We start from the raw sequence: 20,237 nt of genomic DNA on the forward strand, positions 1-20,237 counted from the left end.
ACCATGCGCGGGGCCCTGGCGGTCGAGCGCATCGTCATGCGCCTGATCCTGATGCTGATCGTGCTGGTGGCGGCGCTGAACATCATCAGCGGCATCGTCATGCTGGTGAAGAACAAGACGCGCGACATCGCCATCATGCGGACCATGGGGGCGGGGCAGGGGTCGATCCTGCGCATCTTCCTGGTCGCCGGCTTCTCGATCGGGGGGGCGGGGACGATCGTCGGCTTCGCACTGGGGGTGCTTTTCTGCCTGTTCATCGAGCCGATCCAGCGCTTCATCGAGGGCATCATCGGCCGGTCGCTTTTCCCGCCGGAGATCTACTTCCTGGACGCCATCCCGGCCCGCATCGAGTGGGCCGAGGTGATCATCATCGCGGGCGCCGCCCTGATCCTGTCGGCGCTGGCGGCGCTGGCGCCGTCGTGGCGGGCGTCGCGCATCGATCCGGTGGAGGCGCTTCGCTATGAGTGAGGCGAACCTGCTGTCCATCCGCGGCCTGCGCCGCACCTACGTCACCTCGGCCGGCTCGCTGGAGGTGTTGAAGGGCGTCGACCTGGACGTGCGTCCGGGTGAGGTGGTCGGCCTAATCGGCCCGTCGGGCTCAGGCAAGTCGTCGCTGCTGCATGCCGCGGGCCTGCTGGAGCGGCCGGACGCCGGGACCATCGCCATCGACGGCGAGGACACGGGCGGACTGGACGAGCGCGGTCGCACGCGACTGCGCTTGGCCAAGATCGGCTTCGTCTATCAGTTTCACCACCTCATGCCCGAGTTCGACGCACGGGATAACGCGGCCCTGCCGCTCCGCATGGGCGGAGTGAAACAGGCCGAGGCGCGCGCGCGGGCGTCCGAGCTGCTGACGACGCTGGGCCTGGGCGAGCGGCAGACGCACCAGCCCGGCCAACTGTCCGGCGGCGAGCAGCAGCGGGTGGCCATCGCCCGCGCGCTTGCCAATCGGCCGCGTCTGCTGCTGGCGGATGAGCCGACCGGCAACCTCGATCCGGCCACCAGCCAGGCGGTATTCGCGGCGCTGCATGACCTGGTCCGCGAGACCGGCGTCGGCGCCCTGATCGCCACGCACAACATGGAACTGGCGGGACATATGGACCGCGTGTTCGCCCTGAAGGACGGGCACCTGGAGGAACGGGCGGCGGAGAGCCACGCGTACTGAGTCAGATCGTGAAGCTCACGCCGCAGCCGCAGCTGGCGACGGCGTTGGGGTTCAGCACCTTGAACTGGGCGCCGAGCAGCTCGTCGACGAAGCGGATCTCCGAGCCGGCCAGCAGGGGCAGGGACACGGGATCGACCAGGGCGGCCTGGCCGTCGCGCTCGATGCGGATGTCGTCGGGCTCTGCGGCCTCGACCAGGTCCAGCCGATACTGGAAGCCGGAGCAGCCGCCGCCGTCCACGGCGATGCGCAGCATCAGGGGCCGGCCCTCCTTCTCGGAAAGCTCGGCGAGGCGGCGCGCGGCGCTGGTGTCCAGAGTGACGGCTTGGTCGTTCATGCTGCGCGCTATATGAGGGCTGCCTTGGCCGGACGGAAGGGTCGCCATTGCAAGCCGAGGCCAGTCGCGCCGCCTTCGCCGCCGACCCCGAACGGTCGCTGGGCCGGCTGCATCCGGAAAAGCCCAGCGCGACGCGCACGCCCTTCGCGCGGGACCGCGACCGGATCATCCATTGCACGCCGTTCCGGCGGCTCAAGGGCAAGACCCAGGTCTTTATCGCCCACGAGGGCGACCACTACCGCACCCGCCTGACGCACAGCCTGGAGGTGGCGCAGATCGCCCGATCGCTGGCCGATGCTCTGAGGCTCGACGTGGATCTCGCTGAGGCCGTCGCCCTTGCCCACGACCTGGGTCATCCGCCGTTCGGACATGCGGGGGAAGACCGGCTGAAGGCCCTCATGGAGCCGTGGGCCGGGTTCGATCACAACGTCCAGACCTTCCGCATCGTGACCCGGCTGGAGAAGCGCTATCCCGGCTTCGACGGGCTGAACCTGAGCTGGGAGACGCTGGAGGGCGTCATCAAGCACAACGGGCCGGTGGCGCACCGGTTGGACGAGCCGGCCTGGCGCGCCGTGGCCGAGTTTCAGCAGCAGTGGGACATCCGGCCCGGGACCTTCGCCTCACTGGAGGCGCAGGTGGCGGCGGTGGCGGACGACATCGCCTACAACAATCACGACGTGGATGACGGGCTGCAGGCCGGGCTGTTCAGCCTGTCGGAGCTGGAGGCTGTGCCGCTGATCGGGCCGATCATCGGCGGGGTGCGACGCGACTGGCCGGGGCTGGACGACCGCATGACGGGAATCGAGGCGGTCCGGCGCATGATCGGGGCCATGATCGAGGATGTGCTGGGCGAGACCCGGCGGCGGCTGGCCGAGGATGGTGTGACGACCGACGAGGACGCCCGTCTGGCCAGGCGACCCATGGTCCAGTTCTCCGCCGACATGATGCAGGACCTGGCCCGGCTTCGGGCCTTCCTGTTCGAGCACATGTACCGCCACGAGCGGATTAACGAGATGCGGGCGCGCGCCGCCAGCGCCATCGACGACCTGTTCGCGGCTTTCCTGGCCGATCCGGGCCGCATGCCGGCGGAATGGGCGGCGCGGGCGAGGGCGGGGGACAGCGCCCGCTGCGCCCGGGCCGTGTGCGACTACATCGCCGGCATGACCGACGGCTTCGCGCTGGAGGAGCAGGGCCGCCTCTGACGGCGCCGCTTGTGGACGGCCGCCAGATGTGATTCGAGCAAGGCCGGGGTTGGGTTAGAATCCCTGGTGGCGCGCGTCCGATTCGCGCGCCGAACGACTTGCGAGAGACGTCATGTCCTACGAACGGCCCGATCCCGAGCACGGCGCCTATACGCCGCCCGACGACGACGATCTGCGCTTCGACCGCCGCAGCTATGACCCGCGCGGCGGCTATGGCGGCGGCGGATACGGCGGACCGGGTGAAAAGCGTCCCCTGCCGCTGACCCTGATCGCCAGCGCCGTCGTGCTGCTGGTGCTGATCATCGCGGTCGTCCTGTTCTACCGCTCGGGCGTGCGCGGGGCGAACGACGCTCCGCCGGTCGTGGGTGAAGCCGGCGCCCTGGCCGGCGCAGCGCCGGACGAGGCCCAGCCGCTGGATCCGTCCGCCCAGATCGAGCTCTACGATCCCACGGCGCCGGACGGCGTCGAACTCGCGCCCCTGCCAGAAGCGCCGGGCCAGCGCCCGCCGCCCCTGGTCGAGGAGCGCCCCGTCGAGGAACCGACCACGTCCGGCCCGCCGCCGGTCGAAACGCAGCAGCCGCCCAGCCGTCCTCAGCAAACCACGCCCGCCGACCCGGATCGCCCGACGGCGCCTCCGCCGGTCACGAGCGGCGGATCGGCCGTGCAGATCGGGGCCTTCTCGTCCCGCGAGGCCGCCGAGCGCGCCTATGCCGAGGTGGCGGCGTCCTTCCCGCAGTTCGCCACCGGCCGGACCCGCGGCATCGAGCAGGTCACAACCTCGGACGGCCGGACGGTCTATCGGACGACGATGAACGGTTTCTCGGGTGAGCAGGCGCGGGCCTTCTGCGGCGCGATGCGGGCCTCGGGCCGCGACTGCGTGGTCCGCTGAGTTGAGCCTTGCGGCCATCTTCGGCTGTTCCGGACCTCGGCTGACCGAGGCCGAACGGGACTTCTTCGCCGAGGTCAGGCCGTGGGGCTTCATTCTCTTCAAACGCAATGTCGAGACTCCGGCGCAAGTCGCTGAACTGACGGCGGCGCTGCGCGCGAGCGTGGGCGATGACCGGGCTCCGATCCTGATCGACCAAGAGGGCGGCCGGGTGCAGCGGATGGGCCCGCCGCACTGGCCGAAATATCCGCCGGGCGCGGCGTACCTGAAGGCCACGAACGACCCCTTGGCCGCGCGTGAACTCAGCCGGCTGGGCGCGCGCCTCATGGCGCATGATCTGAAGGCGGTCGGGGTCGACGTGGACTGCGCGCCGGTGCTCGACGTGCCGGTGCCCGGCGCGCACGACATCATCGGCGATCGCGCCTACGCCCAGGATCCGGCGACGGTCGCCCAGCTCGGCCGCGCGGCGGCAGAGGGCCTGCTTGCCGGTGGCGTCCTGCCGGTGATCAAGCACATGCCCGGCCACGGCCGCGCCTTCGCCGACAGCCATCACGAACTGCCCGTCGTGAAGACCTCGCTGGAGGAGCTGGAGGCCTGGGACTTCGCGCCCTTCCGGGCGCTGTCGGACATGCCGATGGGCATGACGGCCCACGTCGTCTTCGAGGCGATCGACCCGAAGCGGCCGGCGACGACCTCGAAGAAGGCTGTCCGTCTGATCCGCGAGCGGCTGGGCTTTGACGGCCTGCTGATGACCGACGATCTATCGATGAAGGCCCTGTCCGGCACGCTGGCTGAGCGGACGGCCGCTTCGCTGAAGGCCGGCTGCGACGTGGTCCTCCACTGCAATGGCCAGTTGCCGGAGATGCGCGACATCGCCGGGGCCGCGCACAAGCTAAAAGGGCGTTCGAAACGCCGCGCAGAGGCGGCTCTGGCCCGGATTGTTCATACGCCCGAGCCGCTGGAGCCGGTCGCAGCCCGCGAGCGGCTGGACGCCATGCTGGCCGGCCGACTGGACGCCGCGCGCGGTCCTGACGTAGGCGAGGCGCAATGACCGACGCCTTCCAGCCCAACCTCGACTTCTCGGCCGCCGACGCGGCGGCCGAGGGCGGCGAGGCCTTTGTCGTCGACCTGGAAGGGTTCGAGGGGCCGCTGCATGTCCTGCTGGCCCTGGCGCGGACGCAGAAGGTCGACCTGCTCAGCCTGTCGATCACCAAGCTGGCCGAACAGTATTTGGTCTTCGTGCACGAGGCGCGGCGCAGGAATTTCGCCCTGGCGGCCGACTACCTCGTGATGGCCTCGTGGTTAGCCTACCTGAAGTCGCGCCTGTTGCTGCCTAAGCCAGAGCGCAAGGTCGAGGGCGAGCCGCCGGCCGAGGTCATGGCCCAGCAGCTGGCCTTCCGGCTGATGAAGCTGGAAGCGATGCGCAAGGCCGTCGACACGCTGACCAAGGGGCCGCAGTTGGGGCGCGACGTGTTCGGCCGCGGCGATCCGGAGCAACGCGTGGTTCTGCCGTCCAACAAGCTGGACGCCAGCCTCTACGACCTGATGTCGGCCTATGTCTCGCAACGCAGGCGCGAGGTCGAGCGCAGCTATTCGCCGACCCAGCGCGTCGAGGCCTTCCCGCTGGAAGAGGCGCGTGACTGGATGATGAGCCAGCTGCCGCGCCTCAGCGCCTGGACCGAGCTGACGCGCGTCGCGCCGAAGGGGCATGCGGAAGGCGAAGGGCCATCCCAGACCTCGTGCCTAGCCTCGACCTTCTCGGCGAGCCTGGAGCTGGTCAAGGAAGGCCGGCTCGAGGCCAGGCAGCTGGACGCCTTCGATCCGCTGTTCGTGAAGTCGCGCCGTGATGTTCTGGTGCTGGAGCCAGAGCAATGAGCCTGTTCGTCGCTGACGAGGCCGAGATCGAACGCCGCGTCGAGGCCCTATTGTTCGCAGCGGCCGGCCCGCTGTCGATCGCCGACATCGCGCGCCGCCTGCCGGAGGGCGCCGACGCCGGCCAGGCCATCGCGGGCCTGCGGGCGCGCTATGCAGGCCGGGGTGTGGAGCTGGTCTGCGTCGCCGATCGCTGGGCCTTCCGCACCGCGCCCGACCTGTCGTTCCTGATGACCGAGCAGCGCGACGAGCCGCGCAAGCTGTCCAAGGCCGCGCTAGAGACCCTGGCCATCATCGCCTATCACCAGCCCGTCACGCGCGCCGAGATCGAGAGCGTGCGCGGCGTCTCGCTCTCCAAGGGCACGCTGGACCTGCTGCTCGAGATGGGCCTGGTGCGCCTGCGCGGTCGGCGCCGGTCTCCGGGCCGGCCGGTGACCTACGGCACCACCGACCACTTTCTCGAACACTTCGGCCTGGCCAGCCTGCACGACCTGCCGGGAGCCGCCGAAATGCGCGCGGCGGGCCTGCTCGACCTGTCGCTCCCCGCCGACTTCTCCGCCCCCGACCCGACCCGCGCCGCCTCCGATGAGGAGGACCCGATCGAGGACGAGGATGACGCCCCCGAGTTCGCCCAGGACTTTATGGGCGAGGACCGCTGAGGCGATCGTTACAATAGCTTAAGTGGCGTACCGCACCGACCCGGCGTCTAAGCTCGCTGGCGAAGAATGAGGAGAGCTCGATGCTCCGACGCCTGACGGTTCTCGCGGCGCCAGCCGCGGTCTTGCTGATCTTGGCCGCCTGTCAGGGCGACAACACTGCCACCCGGTCCGATCCGGTATTCGGAGAGTTCGGCTTCGACACGGCGGGGATGAACCGCGAGGCCCAAGCCGGCGAGGACTGGTTCGGCTACGCCAACGGCGGCTGGCATCAGGCAACCGAAATTCCGGCGGACCGGTCCAGCTACAACAGCTTCACCTTCCTCACCATTCAGGCGCAGGAACGGACGAGGGCCATTCTCGAGGAGGCCGCCGCGGACACCGAGGCCGATGGCGATCTGGCCCGCATCGGCGACTTCTACGCTGCGTTCATGGATGAGGAGGCGATCGAACGCGCCGGTCTCGATCCCGTGCGGCCCGAACTGGACGCGATCGCCCGCATCAGCGACCGCGAGGAACTTTCGGCCGCGCTGGGTCAGACGCTGCGCGCCGACGTCGATCTTCTGAACGCCACCGACTACTACACCGACCGGCTGTTCGGCCTCTGGGTATCGCAGGACTTCGACGCCCCCACCCGTAACTCACCCTATCTGGTGCAGGGCGGTCTGGGCATGCCCGACCGGGCCTTCTACCTGGAGTCCGATCCGCGCATGGCGGAGATGCGGACGGCCTACCGCGCCTACATTGCGCGCATCCTTACCCTGGCGGGCGTTCGCGACGCCGAGGCCAAGGCTGGTCGGATCCTGGCGCTGGAGACGGCGATCGCGCGTAGTCACGCCACCGCCGAGCAGACCAGCGACGTCCGGGCCGGCAACAATCACTGGACCATCGGCGAGTTCACCACCCGCGCCCCCGGCATGGACTGGGACGCCTATTTCCAGGGCGCTGACCTGGGTGAGCAGGCGACCTTCGTGGTCTGGCAGCCGCAGGCGGTGACCGGCATCTCCCGGTTGGTTGGTTCGGAGTCCCTTGAGACCTGGAAGGACTATCTGACCTTCCACGCGCTCGACCGGGCCTCGCCCTTCCTGCCGCGGGCCTTCTCGGAAGCGAACTTCGCCTTCTACGGCACGACCCTGTCCGGCACGCCGCAGCAGGCGCCGCGGTGGCGCCGAGCCATCAACGCGACCAACGCCGCCTTGGGCGAGGCCGTCGGCCGTGTCTATGTCGAGCGGCATTTCCCCGCCGAGGCCCGCGAGCGGGCGGACGAACTGGTGCGCAACCTGATGGCCGCCTTCGGTCAGCGCATCGACGCGCTTGAATGGATGTCGGACGAGACCAAGGCCGCCGCCCGCCGCAAGCTGGAGACCTTGACCGTCTCCATCGGCTATCCGGAGACCTGGCGCGACTACAGCGCCTTGGAGGTCCGGCGTGACCAGGCCTACGCCAATGTGGCCAATGCGGAGCTTTTCAACTACCGCCGCAATATTGAGAAGCTGAACCGGCCGGTGAGCCACGACGAGTGGTACATGCTGCCCCAGGAGGTGAACGCCCTGAACGTTCCCCTGGAGAACCGCCTGATCTTCCCGGCGGCGATCCTGGAGGCGCCCTTCTTCGACGCGAACGCCGACCCGGCGATCAACTACGGCGCCATCGGCGCGGTCATCGGCCACGAGATCACCCACAGCTTCGATTCGACCGGCGCCCTGTTTGATGAGACCGGGCGGTTGCGGAACTGGTGGACCCCGCAGGATTTTGCGCGGTTCGAGGCGGCCGGACGTGCGCTCGCGGCGCAGTACGACGCCTATGAGGCGTTCCCCGGCCTGAACTTGAACGGAGACCTGACCCTGGGCGAGAACATTGCCGACGTGGCGGGCCTGGCCACGGCCTATGACGCCTATCGGCTGTCGCTGAGCGGCCGCGAAGCCCCGGTCATCGGCGGCTTCACCGGCGATCAGAGGTTCTTCCTCGGCTGGGCCCAGATCTGGCGGGCGAAGTACCGCGAGCCGGCCCTGCGCAACGCCATCCTGACCAATGTGCACGCGCCCGGCCCCTGGCGCGCGGCGACGGTGCGCAACCAGGACGCCTGGTACGAAGCTTTCGGCGTTGAACCGGGCCAGGCCCTCTATCTGGCGCCGGAGGATCGGGTCGAGGTCTGGTAGGTCACGAAGGATTCAGCCCGGGGCCGCATGATCCTGATCATGAGCCCCGAACTGGAAGCGGTCGAAAAGTTCAACGCGTGGCTGTTCTCGCTGCCGGGGGATCTTGCTGCCTTCATCATCCTTGCGCCTGCCGGGCTGGTGCTGCTGCTGATCGGGTGGGCTTTTGATCGGCGCGTCCGCTTCGATGGCACGGGCTGGCCGTTCGGCGTCCATCACGGTTCACCGGAAGATCCGGACGAGGCCGAGGACGACGACGCCTGGGTCAAGGCCGCGGAGGACGCCCTCGACGAGGCGATCCGACGCAGGAGCCAGTAGGCCGATCCGTCAGGATTGCTTGGCTCGAAGCGCGGTTCGGGCCTATATGTCGCCGAGTTCGCGGCGCAACATGATCGCCGCAATCAAGGAGACGTATTCGTGGGCAGCTTCAGCATCTGGCACTGGCTCATCGTCATCGTGGTCGTGCTTCTGCTCTTCGGCGGCCGCGGCAAGCTTTCGGGGCTGATGGGCGACGCCGCCAAGGGCATCCGCGCCTTCCGTGACGGCCTCAAGAACGATGGTGAGCAGTCGTCCGAAGGCCCCGCCGAAGGAACCAGCTCGCTGCCGCGCACGGACCGCGAGAAGGAAGAGCTGAACCGCTGATCGCACTCGGCTCGCGGAGACACTGAGCCATGCTCGGCCCCGGAATCGGGGGGTTCGAGATCGTGGTCGTCGCCCTGGTGGCGTTGATCGTGGTCGGCCCCAAGGACCTACCCATGCTGATGCGCAAGGTCGGCCAGTTCCTGGGCCGTGCGCGGAAGATGGCGGCCGAGTTCCGCGCCAGCTTTGACGACATGGCGCGCCAGTCCGAGCTGGACGAGCTGCGCCGCGAGGTCGAGGCGCTGCGCACCGGCCAGATGGGCCCCCTCGACAAGGACACGAAGGCCACCTTCGCCGATATCAAGAAGGGCCTCTACGACCCGAATGACGTTCCGCCGGCCAAGCCGACGGCCCTGACCAAGACTCCGCCCATGACGGAGCCGGCGCTCGATGCGGCCGCCGCCCCTGCGAAGCCGGCGCGCAAGCCGTCCGCCGCCGCCGATCCCGAGACGCCACCAAAGCCCCGCGCGCCGCGCCGGAAGAAGGCGGCGCAATGACCAAAGTTCCTGACGAAGACGCCGACATCGAAGCTTCGCGCGCGCCGCTCCTCGAGCACCTGACCGAGCTGCGCTCGCGCCTCATCGTCTGCGTGCTGGCCTTCTTCCTGGGTTTCGTCCTTTGCTTCGCCTTCGCCGAGCCGATCTCTCTGTTCCTCTTCCACCCCTTCCAGGTGGCCAACGGCATATTCGCGGCCCAGGGCGAGGGGCACGGTCACGGCATGGACTTGCTGGTGACGCTGATCCAGGCGACGGCGGCGCCGCCGACCGAAGGCGAGCCTCTGCGGCTGATGTTCACCGCGCCGCTGGAATTCTTCTTCGCCAAGCTGAGGTTGGCGGGCTTCGGCGCCATCGCGCTCAGCTTCCCGATCCTGGCCTGGCAGCTTTACCGGTTCGTCGCGCCCGGCCTGTACCGGCGCGAGAAGCGCGCCTTCGCGCCCTTCCTGTTCGCTTCGCCGGTCTTGTTCCTGCTCGGCGCGGCGCTGGTCTATTATGTGATGCTGCCCTTCGTGCTGTGGTTCTCGCTGTCGCAGCAGATCGCCGGTGAGGGCATCGAGGTCCAGCTGCTGCCGCGCATCGCCGAGTACCTCGACCTCGTCACGACCCTGATCCTTGCATTCGGCCTGTGCTTCCAGCTGCCGGTCGTCGTGACCCTCTTGGGCCTGGCCGGCATCATCGATTCAAAGACCCTGGCCCAAGGCCGCCGCTACGCCATCGTCGGCGTGGTGGTGGTGGCCGCCATCGTGACCCCGCCCGATCCCATCAGTCAGCTGATGCTCGCCGTGCCTCTGGTGCTGCTCTACGAAGTGTCGATCTGGTGCGTGCGCCTGATCGAGCTGCGTCGCCGCGGTGAAGAGCAGCCGGCCTGAGCCGCCGTCCTCCGGAGCCCCATGCCTGTGTCCCTGAAGCGTTCCTTTTCCCGCCTCCTCGCCGGCGCCGCAGCGGTTGCTCTGGCGGGCTGCGCCGGCTTGGCCGCCGGGCCCTCCGCCCCGCCGCTGGTCGTGTCCTCGGACCAGTTGATGGCCGACGTCACCGTCCTGTCCGCTGACGACATGCAGGGTCGCGCCATCGGGACCGAGGGAAACCGCATGGCCCGCGACTACATCCTGCGGCGTTTCGCAGAGGAAGGGTTGCAGCCGGTTGATGACGACTATCTGCTGCCCTTCACCGCCGCCCCGACGGCGCGACGCCCGACCGCACTTGAGGGGATCAACGTGGCCGGCGTGGTTCGCGGAACGACGCACCCTGACCGTTGGATCATCGTCACGGCCCACTACGATCACGAAGGCGTTCGAGACGGCCAGATCTACAACGGGGCGGATGACAACGCTTCGGGCACGGCGGCCTTGTTCGAACTTGCGCGCCTGCTGCGCCTGAGCCCGCCGCGTCATTCGGTCATGCTGGTCGCGCTGGACGGAGAGGAGAGGGGGCTTCTCGGCGCCCAAGCCTTTGTGCGGTCGCCGCCGGTGCCGTTGGACGCCGTGGTCCTCAACATCAACCTCGACATGGTCGCGCGCGGGGACAACGGCATCCTCTGGGTCGTCGGCAGCCGGCCCTACCCCGGCCTGGTTCCCCTGATCGATGGTCTCGCCCAGCAGCCGGGCGTCGAGCGCCGCTACGGTTATGACGACCCGGCGGTGACCGGTCGGAACAACTGGGTGATGCTGTCTGACCAGGGCGCCTTCCACGCGGCCGGCGTGCCGTTCGTCTTCTTCAGCGTCGACGATCATGCGGATTATCACCAGCCGAGCGACGACGCCGAGCGGATCAACGCAGCCTGGTACCGGGGCTCGATCCAGACGGCGCACGACGCCCTGCGGGCCGTGGACGCAACCGACGATCTCGACCTGCGCGCCACGCGCGCCGTGCATTAACGCGACGTAACGCGACTCCGCCAGGGGTCAGGCGTAGCCTGCTCTCACGCTTGTGGGAGAGGTCGCATGATCCAGGATTCCGCTCTGCTGGCCGTTACGTCGCAGGAGCCCCAGGCCACGCCGCCGGTCTTCACCTTCGAGCAGATTATGGCGCAGTTCCTGCGATGGGGCGGCGCCTGGTCGGACGACACGATCAACTTCACCTTCTACACGAGTCGCCCGGCGCATCTGAACGGGGACCCCTGGTGGGCCGGCTTCCAAGCCTTCACTCCCGCCCAGCGCGAGGCTGTCTACCGGGCCTTTGACCTGGTCGCCGACGTCGTGAACCTTCAGTTCCAGGAAGTGGCCGATAACCACCTGGCGCCGGGCCCCGGCAATAGACGCATCACCTTCGGGACCTCGACGACATTCCCCGCCTGGGCCACCGGCTCTGCGGACGTGAACATCAGCCCGAGCGAGATCGTCGACGGCCGCTATCGGATCTATTCGAGCGAGACCCTGTTCAACTACAGCCGCTGGTCGCCGACCTACGATCCCGGCACCCGGAATTTCTCGGTGCTCCTCCACGAGATCCTGCATGGCCTCGGCGTCCCGCACCCGGGCGAATACAACCGCAACGCCAATGAGGAGATCACCTACCTCAATCACGCCGACTATGCGCAGGACACCGGCCAGTACACGGTCATGTCCTACTTCGGCGCGCACGAGAGCGGCGCCAATCACCTGGGCAGCTTCGGCTCGACACTGCTGCTCCACGACGTGGCGGCGATGCAGTTGCTGTACGGGGCCAACATGACCACGCGGACGGGCGACACCGTCTATGGCTTCAACTCCAACGCCGGCCGAACGTCGTACGACTTCAACATCAACTGGCGGCCCGTCGTCACGATATGGGACGCGGGCGGGCAGGACACGCTCGACTGCTCCGGTTATTCGGTGAATCAAGTCATCCATCTGCGGGAGGGGCTGTTCTCAAATATCGGTGGGCTGACCTCCAATGTCTCGATCGCCTTTGGTGCGGTGATCGAGAACGCCGTGGGCGGCGCCGGACACGATCAGCTGACGGGCAATGCGGCGGATAATCGTCTCGACGGCGGCGCTGGGGACGACTGGCTCTATGGCGGAGCCGGCGCGGACTGGCTTGTCGGCGGTGCGGGACTCGATCGGGTCCGCATCGACGGCTGGGCGGAGCGAGCGGTCATGCGGCTCGGCGAGGACGGCCGATGGGTGGTCGAGTTCAAGGGTCAGACCGACGTTCTCGAGGATGTGGAACTGGTCGAGTTCGACGACTTCACCCTGGCGCCCGGGGAGATCGTGGTCGTGTGCCGGGTCGAGGAACCGGTCCAGGGTGCCAAGGGCGACCCCGACGAACCTGAAGTGCTGCCGGCGGGCGCGCCGGGTGACTGGCTGATCTGAAGCCAGGCCCTAGTCCCGGAGCGCCAAGAGACGGCTGGCCGAAGCCTATTGCCAAGCGGAACAAAAGGGGAATAGAACAAACGCAGAACACGTTGTGGAGCGCGCCCATGTCCCGTCTCGTTCGTGAAACCCTGTCGCTGGCGTCCGTCGGCGCCTTTCTCTGGATGATCTGGACCGCCGCGGGGCTGGTCGCCTGAACGGTCCACAGCTGATGGCCGGGGCTCGCTTGAGCCGACTGTCAGGGTGTTCGACCATAGGCGGCTCCAGAGTCGAAAGGACTGACGGTTGAGCCAGGGCTTCGTCCATCTTCGTGTGCGGTCGGCCTATTCGCTGCTGGAGGGGGCGATCAAGGCCGGCAAGCTCGGCAGGATGGCCGCCGATGCCCAGATGCCGGCCGTGGCCATCGCCGACCGGGCCAACCTGTTTGGTGCGCTCGAGTTCAGTCAGGCCTGCCGCGAGGCGGGCGTCCAGCCAATCATCGGCTGCGCCATCCCCGTCACCGGCATCGGCGGTCGCAAGGCCGAACGCTGGGCCAAGGCCCCCACGATCGTCCTGCTGGCCCAGGACGAGATGGGCTGGGCCAATCTGACCGTGCTGTCCTCGGCCGCCTTCCTCGATATCGACCCGGCGGACGAGCCCGCCGTACCGTGGGAACGGGTCAAGGCGCACTCCGAGGGACTGATCCTGCTGTCGGGCGGGCCGGACGGTCCTGTCGACCCGCTGTTCGTGCAGGATCGCGAGACCGACGCGCGCGCGGCGCTGTCGGAAATGAGGGCGGTCTTCGGAGACCGTTTCTATGTCGAGCTGCAGCGGCACGACACCAACGAGGAACGCGCCGCCGAGCCGGGCCTGGTCAGCTTCGCCTATGACCACGACGTGCCGCTGGTCGCGACCAACGACGTCTATTTTGGCCCGCCGCACATGGCCAAGGCGCACGACGCCCTGCTGTGCATCTCGGACGGGGCCTTCCTGGGCCAGGACGACCGCCGCAAGATCACGCCCGAGCACTGGTTCAAGCCCGCGGACGACATGCGCCGGTTGTTCGCCGACCTGCCCGAGGCCTGCGACAACACCCTCGACATCGCCCGCCGCTGCGCCTTCCTGGTGACCCCGCGCGATCCGATCCTGCCGCGCTTCGACACCGGCCAGGGGCGATCGGAGCCCGAGGAACTGGCCTGGCAGGCGCGGGAAGGTCTGAAAGTTCGCCTGACGGGCCTGGCCCTTGCCGCCGACGAGGCCGACTACTGGGCGCGGCTCGAGCGCGAGATCGGCGTCATCCAGCAGATGGGCTTCTCCGGCTACTTTCTGATCGTGTCGGACTTCATCAAGTGGGCCAAGGCCCACGGCGTGCCGGTCGGCCCGGGCCGGGGCTCCGGCGCCGGCTCCATGGTCGCCTGGGCCATGTCGATCACCGACCTCGACCCGATCCGTTTCGGGCTGCTGTTTGAGCGCTTCCTGAACCCCGAGCGGGTCTCGATGCCGGACTTCGACATCGACTTCTGCCAGGAACGCCGCGAGGCGGTGATCGACTACGTTCAGCGGAAGTACGGCGACGACCGCGTCGCCCAGATCATCACCTTCGGCACGCTACAGGCCCGCGCCGTTCTGCGCGACGTCGGCCGCGTCATGCAGATGCCGCTCGGGCAGGTCGACCGCCTGGCCAAGATGGTGCCGAACAACCCGGCCAATCCGGTGACCCTGGAGCAGGCCGTCGAGCTGGAGCCTCGCCTGAAGGAGGCCAAGGCCTCGGACCGCACGGTCGAGGCCCTGATCGAGACCTCGCTGCGGCTGGAGGGCCTCTACCGCAACGCCTCGACCCACGCCGCCGGCATCGTCATCGGCGACCGACCGCTGGTCGAGCTGGCTCCGCTCTACAAGGACCCACGCTCGGACATCCCCGCGACCCAGTACAACATGAAGTGGGTCGAGAGCGCCGGCCTGGTGAAGTTCGACTTTCTGGGCCTCAAGACTCTCACGGTGCTGGACCGTGCGGTCGGCTATCTGAGGAAGCGCGGCGTCGAGCTGGACCTGCTCAACCTGCCGCTCGAGGACACCAAGACCTACGAGCTGATGGCGTCGGGTCAGACGATCGGGGTGTTCCAGCTCGAAAGCCAGGGCATGCGCGACACGCTGCGCAAGATGCGCTGCGAGAGCCTGGAGGAGATCATCGCCCTGATCTCGCTCTATCGGCCGGGCCCGATGGAGATGATCGACACCTACGTCGACCGGAAGTTCGGCCGCCAGACGCCGGACATGCTCCATCCCAAGCTGGAGCCGGTGCTGAAGGAGACCTACGGCGTCATCATTTACCAGGAACAGGTGATGCAGATCGCCCAGATCCTGTCGGGCTACAGCCTGGGCGAGGCCGACCTGCTGCGCCGCGCCATGGGCAAGAAGAAGCCCGAGGAGATGGCCAAGCAGAAGCAGCGCTTCATGCGCGGCGCCGAGGAGAACCAGGTCCCGGCCAGCCAGGCCGACTTCATCTTCGAACTGGTGGCCAAGTTCGCCGGCTACGGCTTCAACAAGTCGCACGCGGCGGCCTATGCGCTGATCTCGTTCCAGACCGGCTATCTGAAGGCGCACCATCCCGTCGAGTTCATCGCGGCCTCGATGAGCCTCGACATCTCCAACACGGACAAGCTGGCGGTCTTCTACCAGGACGCGCGCCGCTTCGAAGTGACTGTTCGGCCGCCGGACATCAACCGTTCGATGGCCGATTTCGACGTCGAGGACGGCGAGATTCTCTATGCGCTCGGCGCCGTGCGAAATGTCGGCATGGAGGCGATGAAGAGCGTCGTCGAGGCGCGTCAGGCGAGTGGGCCATTCACCGACATCTTCGATTTCCTGGAGCGGATGGACCCGCGCGCCGTCAACAAGCGGGCGCTGGAGAACCTGGCGCGCGCTGGGGCCTTCGACTCCATCCACCCCAATCGCCGCCAGCTGGTCGAGAACGCCGACCTGCTGATGGCCTACGCCCAGTCTGTGGCCGCCGAACGCGCCTCGTCTCAGGTCAGCCTGTTCGGCGACGATCAGGCCGACGCGGCCAGGCCGCGGCTGTCGCACGTCGAGGACTGGGTCGGCCCCGACCGTCTCGACGAGGAGTTCTCGGCGGTCGGCTACTACCTCTCCGGCCACCCGCTGGAGGACATGATCGCGGTTCTGCGACGCAAGCGCGTGACCCTGATCGCGGAGGCCATCCCCCAGGCCGAAGCCGGTCAGGCGGAGGCCTTCCGCATGGCGGGCATGGTGCGCCGTCGCCAGGAGCGGGCCAGCGCGCGCACCGGCGAGAAGTTCGCCTTCGTCTCCTTCTCGGACCCGACCGGCGAGTTCGAGGTCCTGTTCCCGCCGGAGCAGTTGCGCCGCTGCCGCGAGGTGCTGGAGCCGGGCGCGGCCGTCATCCTCAACGTTCGGGCCAAGGCGTCGGACGGAGAGGTGCGCTTCTTCGGAGACGCCGCCCAGCGGATCGACTCCGTCATCGACGACGCGGCCGCCGGTCTGCGGGTTCATCTGTCGCCCAAGTCGGTCGAGCTCGACTCCATCAAGAAGCGCCTGGCGCCGGCAGCCAGCGCCAAGGGGGGCGGGGAGATCACCCTCGTCGCCGCGCTGGACGGCAAGGCGGAAGTCGAGATGCGGCTGCCGGGCCGCTACAGGCTGGACGCCTCGCTGCGCGGAGCGCTCAAGGCCGCACAGGGCGTGCTGATGCTGGAGGATGCGTGATGGAGAGCCACAAAGGCGCCTGCCACTGCGGGGCGGTCAGCTATGAGGCCGAGCTCGACCTTGGCCAGGTCATCGAGTGCGACTGCACCCACTGCTACGCCAAGGGTTTTCAGCTCACCTTCACGACGCCCGACAGATTCCGCCTTCTCAGCGGCGAGGACCGGCTGACGAGATACCAGTTCAACAAGCACGTCATTGACCACCTGTTCTGCTCTGTCTGCGGCGTGCAGCCATTTGGTCGGGGCAAGGGGCCCGGCGGACAGGAGATGGTGGCGGTGAACGTCCGCACCCTGCAGGACGTCGCGCCCTATTCCATCGAGACCCAGCGCTTTCCGGGCCGGACCAAGCTCTAGCGGTCAGTCCGCCTTGTCGGCCCGATCCGCGCGCCAGTCGAACAGCTCTGACAGGACCCTGAGCGCCTGACCGCGGGGTGTCCGGAAATCGTGATCGTTGCGCAGGGCCAATCGAGCGTCGTCGGCGGCGGCCAGCAGCAGGTCGCGGTGCGCGACGGGGTCGGCGAAGCGGTAGGCGGGCAGGCCGGCCTGGCGCATGCCCAACGGGTCGCCACCGCCGCGCATGGCCCAGTCCTGCTCGGCGATGAGGAAGCCATCCTCGGTCGCGCGGATGGTCTCCAGCCGGGCCGAGGCGACCTGCGACAGGGGCGGGTCGTACAGCAGGAGGCAGGCGCTTTTCGCCGAGCCGCGCCCAACGCGGCCGCGGAGCTGGTGCAACTGGGCCAGACCGAAGCGTTCCGCCTGTTCGATGATCATGATCGAGGCGTTCGGCACATCGACGCCGACCTCGACGACCGTGGTGGCGACCAGCAACGAGATGTCTCCGGAGGCGAAGGCGGCCATGACCGCCTCGCGCTCCGCGCCCGGCATCTGCCCGTGGACCAGGCCGACGCGGGGCCCGAACCGCTCGCGCAGCGACTTGGCCCGGGCCTCGGCGGACGCGAGGTCGACGGCCTCGTTCTCGGCGACCAGCGGACAGATCCAGTAGGCCTGGGCGCCGCCGGCGATCGCCTCCTGCAGCCGGCCAAGGACCGCGTCCATGCGAGATGTTGGCACGGCGCTGGTCGCGATGGGCTGGCGGCCCGGGGGTTTTTCGTCGAGCCGCGAGACGTCGAGGTCGCCGTACTGCGTCAGCTCGAGCGTGCGCGGAATGGGCGTGGCCGACATGGTCAGCAGGTGCGCCCCGCCTTCGCCCGCGCCGGCCTTGGCCTGCAGCAGGTTGCGCTGGGCGACGCCGAAGCGGTGCTGCTCGTCCACCACGGCCAGGCCGAGGTTGTTGAAGGCGACCTTCTCCTGGAACAGGGCGTGGGTGCCGATGGCCACCGAGATGGAGCCGTCGGCCAGGCCGCGCAGCTTGGCGGCCCGCCCCTCGCGGTCGCGGCCGATCAGCAGGGCGACCGACACGCCCGCCTTCTCGAGATCGGGCGCCAGCCGCTCGCAGTGCTGGCGCGCGAGGATTTCAGTCGGGGCCATCAGGGCTGCCTGGAAGCCAGAGTCGACAGCGGCGCCCATCGCGAGCAGGGCCACCGCCGTCTTGCCCGAGCCCACGTCACCCTGAAGCAGCCGGCCCATGCGCTGGCCAGAGGCGAGGTCGGCGCGAATCTCCTCGACGGCGCGGGCTTGGGCGCCAGTGAGGGCGAAGGGGAGGGCGGCCAGGAGCCGCTCCGAGACCGGCCCCGGCCGCAGCACCGGCGCCGCGAGGGTTCGCCGGGCGCTCTTGCGCTGGGCAAGGGCCAGCTGGTGGGCCAGCAGTTCGTCGTAGGCAAGCCGGCTGAGGGCAGGGGACGTCGCCTCCAGGTCCGCCTCCGAACTCGGCGCATGCGCCGCCGCCAGCGCGGTCCGCCAACCGGGCCAGCCCTTCCGCGCCAGCCACGCGGGGTCCTGCCATTCGGGCAGCTCCGGCGTCTTCGACAGGGCGTCGAGCGCCAGCTTGCGCACCTGCCGCGAGCCGAGGTTGGCGGCAGCGGGATAGACCGCCTCGGTCGCCGGAATCTCGCCGGCCCGTTCGGGCGGGAGGATATAGTCGGGGTGCGGGATCTGCACCTCCGATCCGAACCGCTCGGCCTTGCCGCTGACGACCCGCTTCGCTCCCGGCGGCAGGCTCCTGGCCAGGGAGTCGCCGTAGGTCTTGAAGTAGACGAGGTGGACATAGCCCGCCTCATCGAAGGCGCGCACCTTGTAGGGCACGCCCGGTTTGGCGGACGGGAAATGCCGGTCGATCTCGACCGAGAGGATAACGACCTCGCCTTCCAGGGCCTGGGTCGACAGGGTGCGGCGGCGCCGGATCAGGTTATGCGGCAGGGTGAACAGCACGTCGCGCACGTGCGGCCCCGCCACGCGCAGGACCGCGGGCCGAAGACGCGCCCCCACGCCCTTCAGCGTCTCGATATCAGCGAAGAGCGGAAACAGAATCTCCGGCCGCATGTTGATGACCATAGCGGCTGGCGCACCGGCCAAGGAGCGCCTATTTCAGCCGCCCCTGATCCTTATTGACGGACGGACGAAAGACCGTGGCCGAGGCCGACTCACGCCTGTCGAAACTGCGATACCGGGCGTGGCGCCGGGGCTTTCGCGAAGCGGACCTGATCCTGGGGCCGTTCGCGGACTCGCGTCTGGAAACGATGAATGAGGCCGAGCTGGACGCCTTCGAGGCGCTGCTCGAGGTGCCCGACCAGGATCTCTACGGCTGGATCATGGGTCGCGAGGCGCCGGAGCCGGGCCACGACGGGCCGGTGCTGGCCGCCGTCATCGCCTTCCGCGAAGAGGCGCGAACCGCGCTCGGTCCCGACAGGCTGGGCGGCTAGGCGTGAAGGACACGGATCGCATCGCCAAGGCTGAGGCTGGCCTGGAGCTGGCCGGAACGCCCGAGGGCTTCGACGCCCTGGTCGCCGCCGACCTGATGTGCGCGCGCGGCGGCGTGGCCCTGTTCGTCGCCCGGGACCTGCCGCGCGCCAACGCCTTCGCCGACAGCCTGGCCTTCTTCGGGCCCGAGATCGAGGTGGTGCGGCTGCCCGCCTGGGACTGCCTGCCCTACGACCGGGTCAGCCCTTCGCCCGCCGTGGCCGCCGAGCGGATGGCCACCCTGACGCGGCTGGCGCGCAGCAAGGCGAGCGAGGGGCCGTTGGTGGTGGTGACCACGGCCAATGCGGCGGTCCAGCGCACCCCGCCCCGCGAGGCCATGGAGCGCGCCGCCTGGTCGACCAAGGTCGGCTGGGTCGTCGACATTACCGAGCTGGAGCGGCATTTCGCCGTCAACGGCTACCAACGGGCCTCGACCGTCTCCGACCGAGGCGAGTTCGCCATCCGGGGCGGCGTGATCGACGTCTTCCCGCCGGGCGCCGAAGAGCCGGTGCGCCTCGACCTGTTCGGCGACACGCTGGAATCCATCCGGGCCTTCGATCCGGAGACTCAGCGCTCGACCCGACAGCTCACCGAGGTCGAGCTGCTGCCGGTGTCGGAGATCCTGCTGGACGCCGACACGGTCTCGCGGTTCCGCACGCGCTGGCTGGAGCGGTTCGGCGCGGGCGGCGACGATCCGATCTACAACGCCGTGTCCGAGGGCGTGCGCCGCCAGGGGCTGGAGCACTGGCTGCCGCTGCTGCACGAGCGGCTGGAGACGGTGTTCGACTATTTGCCCGGCGTGCCTGTGGTATTCGACCACCTGACGCATGAATCGCTTGCCGAACGTCATAAGCTGATCCTCGATCACTACGAGGCGCGCACGGCGCAGGCCGGTGGCGCGCTAAAGGAAGCGGTTCCCTACAAGCCGGTCGAACCGGCGCGCATGTACCTCTCGCCCGATGATGTCG

Annotated in this window: 18 protein-coding genes and 2 pseudogenes; 18 read left to right on the top strand and 2 right to left on the bottom strand. The window is 68.7% G+C overall.

The annotated features are described in order from the left end of the window. Positions 1 to 468: FtsX-like permease family protein (locus Q0M60_RS03750; protein WP_296816092.1), on the top strand; the 468-nt coding region annotated here is incomplete at its 5' end. After that, the gene (locus tag Q0M60_RS03755) at positions 461 to 1,165 is read left to right on the top strand and encodes an ABC transporter ATP-binding protein (RefSeq protein ID WP_296816095.1); all 705 of its coding nucleotides are present in this window, start codon (positions 461 to 463) and stop codon (positions 1,163 to 1,165) included. The genes Q0M60_RS03750 and Q0M60_RS03755, both read left to right, overlap by 8 nt. Position 1,166: 1 nt before the next feature. Here Q0M60_RS03755 and Q0M60_RS03760 read toward each other — a convergent pair whose 3' ends face one another. After that, the gene (locus Q0M60_RS03760) at positions 1,167 to 1,499 is read right to left on the bottom strand and encodes an iron-sulfur cluster assembly accessory protein (protein WP_296816097.1); all 333 of its coding nucleotides are present in this window, start codon (positions 1,497 to 1,499) and stop codon (positions 1,167 to 1,169) included. Positions 1,500 to 1,546: 47 nt separating this feature from the next. On the opposite strand from Q0M60_RS03760, the gene Q0M60_RS03765 reads away from it, so the two are divergent. The 14 genes and pseudogenes from Q0M60_RS03765 (at position 1,547) to Q0M60_RS03830 (ending at position 16,767) form a co-directional block, all read left to right on the top strand. Further along, complete coding sequence (locus Q0M60_RS03765) at positions 1,547 to 2,701, top strand: deoxyguanosinetriphosphate triphosphohydrolase (protein WP_296816100.1); 1,155 nt, start codon at positions 1,547 to 1,549, stop codon at positions 2,699 to 2,701. A 112-nt stretch (positions 2,702 to 2,813) separates the two neighbouring features. Further along, positions 2,814 to 3,590 (top strand): SPOR domain-containing protein, encoded by a 777-nt coding sequence (locus tag Q0M60_RS03770; RefSeq protein WP_296816102.1) that lies wholly within the window; start codon positions 2,814 to 2,816, stop codon positions 3,588 to 3,590. 1 nt (position 3,591) lies between these two features. Next, entirely contained in the window at positions 3,592 to 4,638 is a 1,047-nt protein-coding gene (nagZ, locus tag Q0M60_RS03775; RefSeq protein ID WP_296816104.1) for a beta-N-acetylhexosaminidase, read from the top strand. Then, on the top strand, positions 4,635 to 5,462 hold the full coding sequence (locus Q0M60_RS03780; protein WP_296816107.1) for a ScpA family protein: 828 nt from the start codon (positions 4,635 to 4,637) through the stop codon (positions 5,460 to 5,462). The genes nagZ and Q0M60_RS03780 overlap by 4 nt, the downstream gene beginning before the upstream one ends. Further along, on the top strand, positions 5,459 to 6,118 hold the full coding sequence (gene scpB, locus Q0M60_RS03785) for an SMC-Scp complex subunit ScpB (protein WP_296816109.1): 660 nt from the start codon (positions 5,459 to 5,461) through the stop codon (positions 6,116 to 6,118). Before Q0M60_RS03780 ends, scpB begins: the two co-directional genes overlap by 4 nt. Before the next feature lie 80 nt (positions 6,119 to 6,198). Next, the gene (locus tag Q0M60_RS03790) at positions 6,199 to 8,274 is read left to right on the top strand and encodes a M13 family metallopeptidase (RefSeq protein WP_296816111.1); all 2,076 of its coding nucleotides are present in this window, start codon (positions 6,199 to 6,201) and stop codon (positions 8,272 to 8,274) included. A 27-nt stretch (positions 8,275 to 8,301) separates the two neighbouring features. Continuing rightward, positions 8,302 to 8,589, top strand: coding sequence for a hypothetical protein (locus Q0M60_RS03795; protein ID WP_296816114.1), 288 nt, complete (start codon positions 8,302 to 8,304; stop codon positions 8,587 to 8,589). A gap of 99 nt (positions 8,590 to 8,688) precedes the next feature. Beyond that, a complete protein-coding gene (locus tag Q0M60_RS03800; RefSeq protein WP_296816116.1) occupies positions 8,689 to 8,913 on the top strand; it encodes a twin-arginine translocase TatA/TatE family subunit in 225 nt (74 codons plus the stop codon). Between the two features lie 29 nt (positions 8,914 to 8,942). Continuing rightward, positions 8,943 to 9,167, top strand: a pseudogene (gene tatB, locus Q0M60_RS03805) (Sec-independent protein translocase protein TatB); the annotation flags it as partial. Between the two features lie 236 nt (positions 9,168 to 9,403). Beyond that, positions 9,404 to 10,276 (top strand): twin-arginine translocase subunit TatC, encoded by an 873-nt coding sequence (gene tatC / locus Q0M60_RS03810; RefSeq protein ID WP_296816119.1) that lies wholly within the window; start codon positions 9,404 to 9,406, stop codon positions 10,274 to 10,276. 99 nt (positions 10,277 to 10,375) lie between these two features. Further along, entirely contained in the window at positions 10,376 to 11,281 is a 906-nt protein-coding gene (locus Q0M60_RS03815; protein WP_296816121.1) for a M28 family peptidase, read from the top strand. Positions 11,282 to 11,347: 66 nt separating this feature from the next. Then, positions 11,348 to 12,697 (top strand): M10 family metallopeptidase C-terminal domain-containing protein, encoded by a 1,350-nt coding sequence (locus Q0M60_RS03820; protein WP_296816124.1) that lies wholly within the window; start codon positions 11,348 to 11,350, stop codon positions 12,695 to 12,697. Positions 12,698 to 12,982: 285 nt separating this feature from the next. Beyond that, positions 12,983 to 16,414 (top strand): DNA polymerase III subunit alpha, encoded by a 3,432-nt coding sequence (gene dnaE / locus Q0M60_RS03825; protein ID WP_296816127.1) that lies wholly within the window; start codon positions 12,983 to 12,985, stop codon positions 16,412 to 16,414. Further along, positions 16,414 to 16,767, top strand: a complete 354-nt coding sequence (locus Q0M60_RS03830) for a GFA family protein (RefSeq protein ID WP_296816130.1) — start codon at positions 16,414 to 16,416, stop codon at positions 16,765 to 16,767. Before dnaE ends, Q0M60_RS03830 begins: the two co-directional genes overlap by 1 nt. A 3-nt stretch (positions 16,768 to 16,770) precedes the next feature. Here the strand turns inward: Q0M60_RS03830 and recG are convergent, their stop codons facing one another. Then, complete coding sequence (gene recG / locus Q0M60_RS03835; RefSeq protein ID WP_296816136.1) at positions 16,771 to 18,852, bottom strand: ATP-dependent DNA helicase RecG; 2,082 nt, start codon at positions 18,850 to 18,852, stop codon at positions 16,771 to 16,773. A gap of 86 nt (positions 18,853 to 18,938) precedes the next feature. Between recG and Q0M60_RS03840 the strand changes: the two genes are divergently transcribed. Together Q0M60_RS03840 and Q0M60_RS03845 are read left to right on the top strand one after the other, a co-directional pair. After that, a complete protein-coding gene (locus Q0M60_RS03840; protein ID WP_296816133.1) occupies positions 18,939 to 19,232 on the top strand; it encodes a succinate dehydrogenase assembly factor 2 in 294 nt (97 codons plus the stop codon). Positions 19,233 to 19,234: 2 nt separating this feature from the next. Next, positions 19,235 to 20,237: pseudogene (locus tag Q0M60_RS03845) on the top strand (transcription-repair coupling factor); the annotation flags it as partial.

This window comes from Brevundimonas sp. (assembly GCF_024711105.1).
Lineage (GTDB): Bacteria > Pseudomonadota > Alphaproteobacteria > Caulobacterales > Caulobacteraceae > Brevundimonas.

What these genes read in the sequence shown, in the direction of transcription:
- Q0M60_RS03755 (WP_296816095.1), top strand. Translation starts at nt 461, where the DNA reads ATGAGTGAGGCGAACCTGCTGTCCATCCGCGGCCTGCGCCGCACCTAC.
- Q0M60_RS03760 (WP_296816097.1), bottom strand. Translation starts at nt 1,499, where the DNA reads ATGAACGACCAAGCCGTCACTCTGGACACCAGCGCCGCGCGCCGCCTC.
- Q0M60_RS03770 (WP_296816102.1), top strand. Translation starts at nt 2,814, where the DNA reads ATGTCCTACGAACGGCCCGATCCCGAGCACGGCGCCTATACGCCGCCC.
- Q0M60_RS03780 (WP_296816107.1), top strand. Translation starts at nt 4,635, where the DNA reads ATGACCGACGCCTTCCAGCCCAACCTCGACTTCTCGGCCGCCGACGCG.
- scpB (WP_296816109.1), top strand. Translation starts at nt 5,459, where the DNA reads ATGAGCCTGTTCGTCGCTGACGAGGCCGAGATCGAACGCCGCGTCGAG.
- Q0M60_RS03790 (WP_296816111.1), top strand. Translation starts at nt 6,199, where the DNA reads ATGCTCCGACGCCTGACGGTTCTCGCGGCGCCAGCCGCGGTCTTGCTG.
- Q0M60_RS03795 (WP_296816114.1), top strand. Translation starts at nt 8,302, where the DNA reads ATGATCCTGATCATGAGCCCCGAACTGGAAGCGGTCGAAAAGTTCAAC.
- tatC (WP_296816119.1), top strand. Translation starts at nt 9,404, where the DNA reads ATGACCAAAGTTCCTGACGAAGACGCCGACATCGAAGCTTCGCGCGCG.
- Q0M60_RS03820 (WP_296816124.1), top strand. Translation starts at nt 11,348, where the DNA reads ATGATCCAGGATTCCGCTCTGCTGGCCGTTACGTCGCAGGAGCCCCAG.
- Q0M60_RS03830 (WP_296816130.1), top strand. Translation starts at nt 16,414, where the DNA reads ATGGAGAGCCACAAAGGCGCCTGCCACTGCGGGGCGGTCAGCTATGAG.
- recG (WP_296816136.1), bottom strand. Translation starts at nt 18,852, where the DNA reads ATGCGGCCGGAGATTCTGTTTCCGCTCTTCGCTGATATCGAGACGCTG.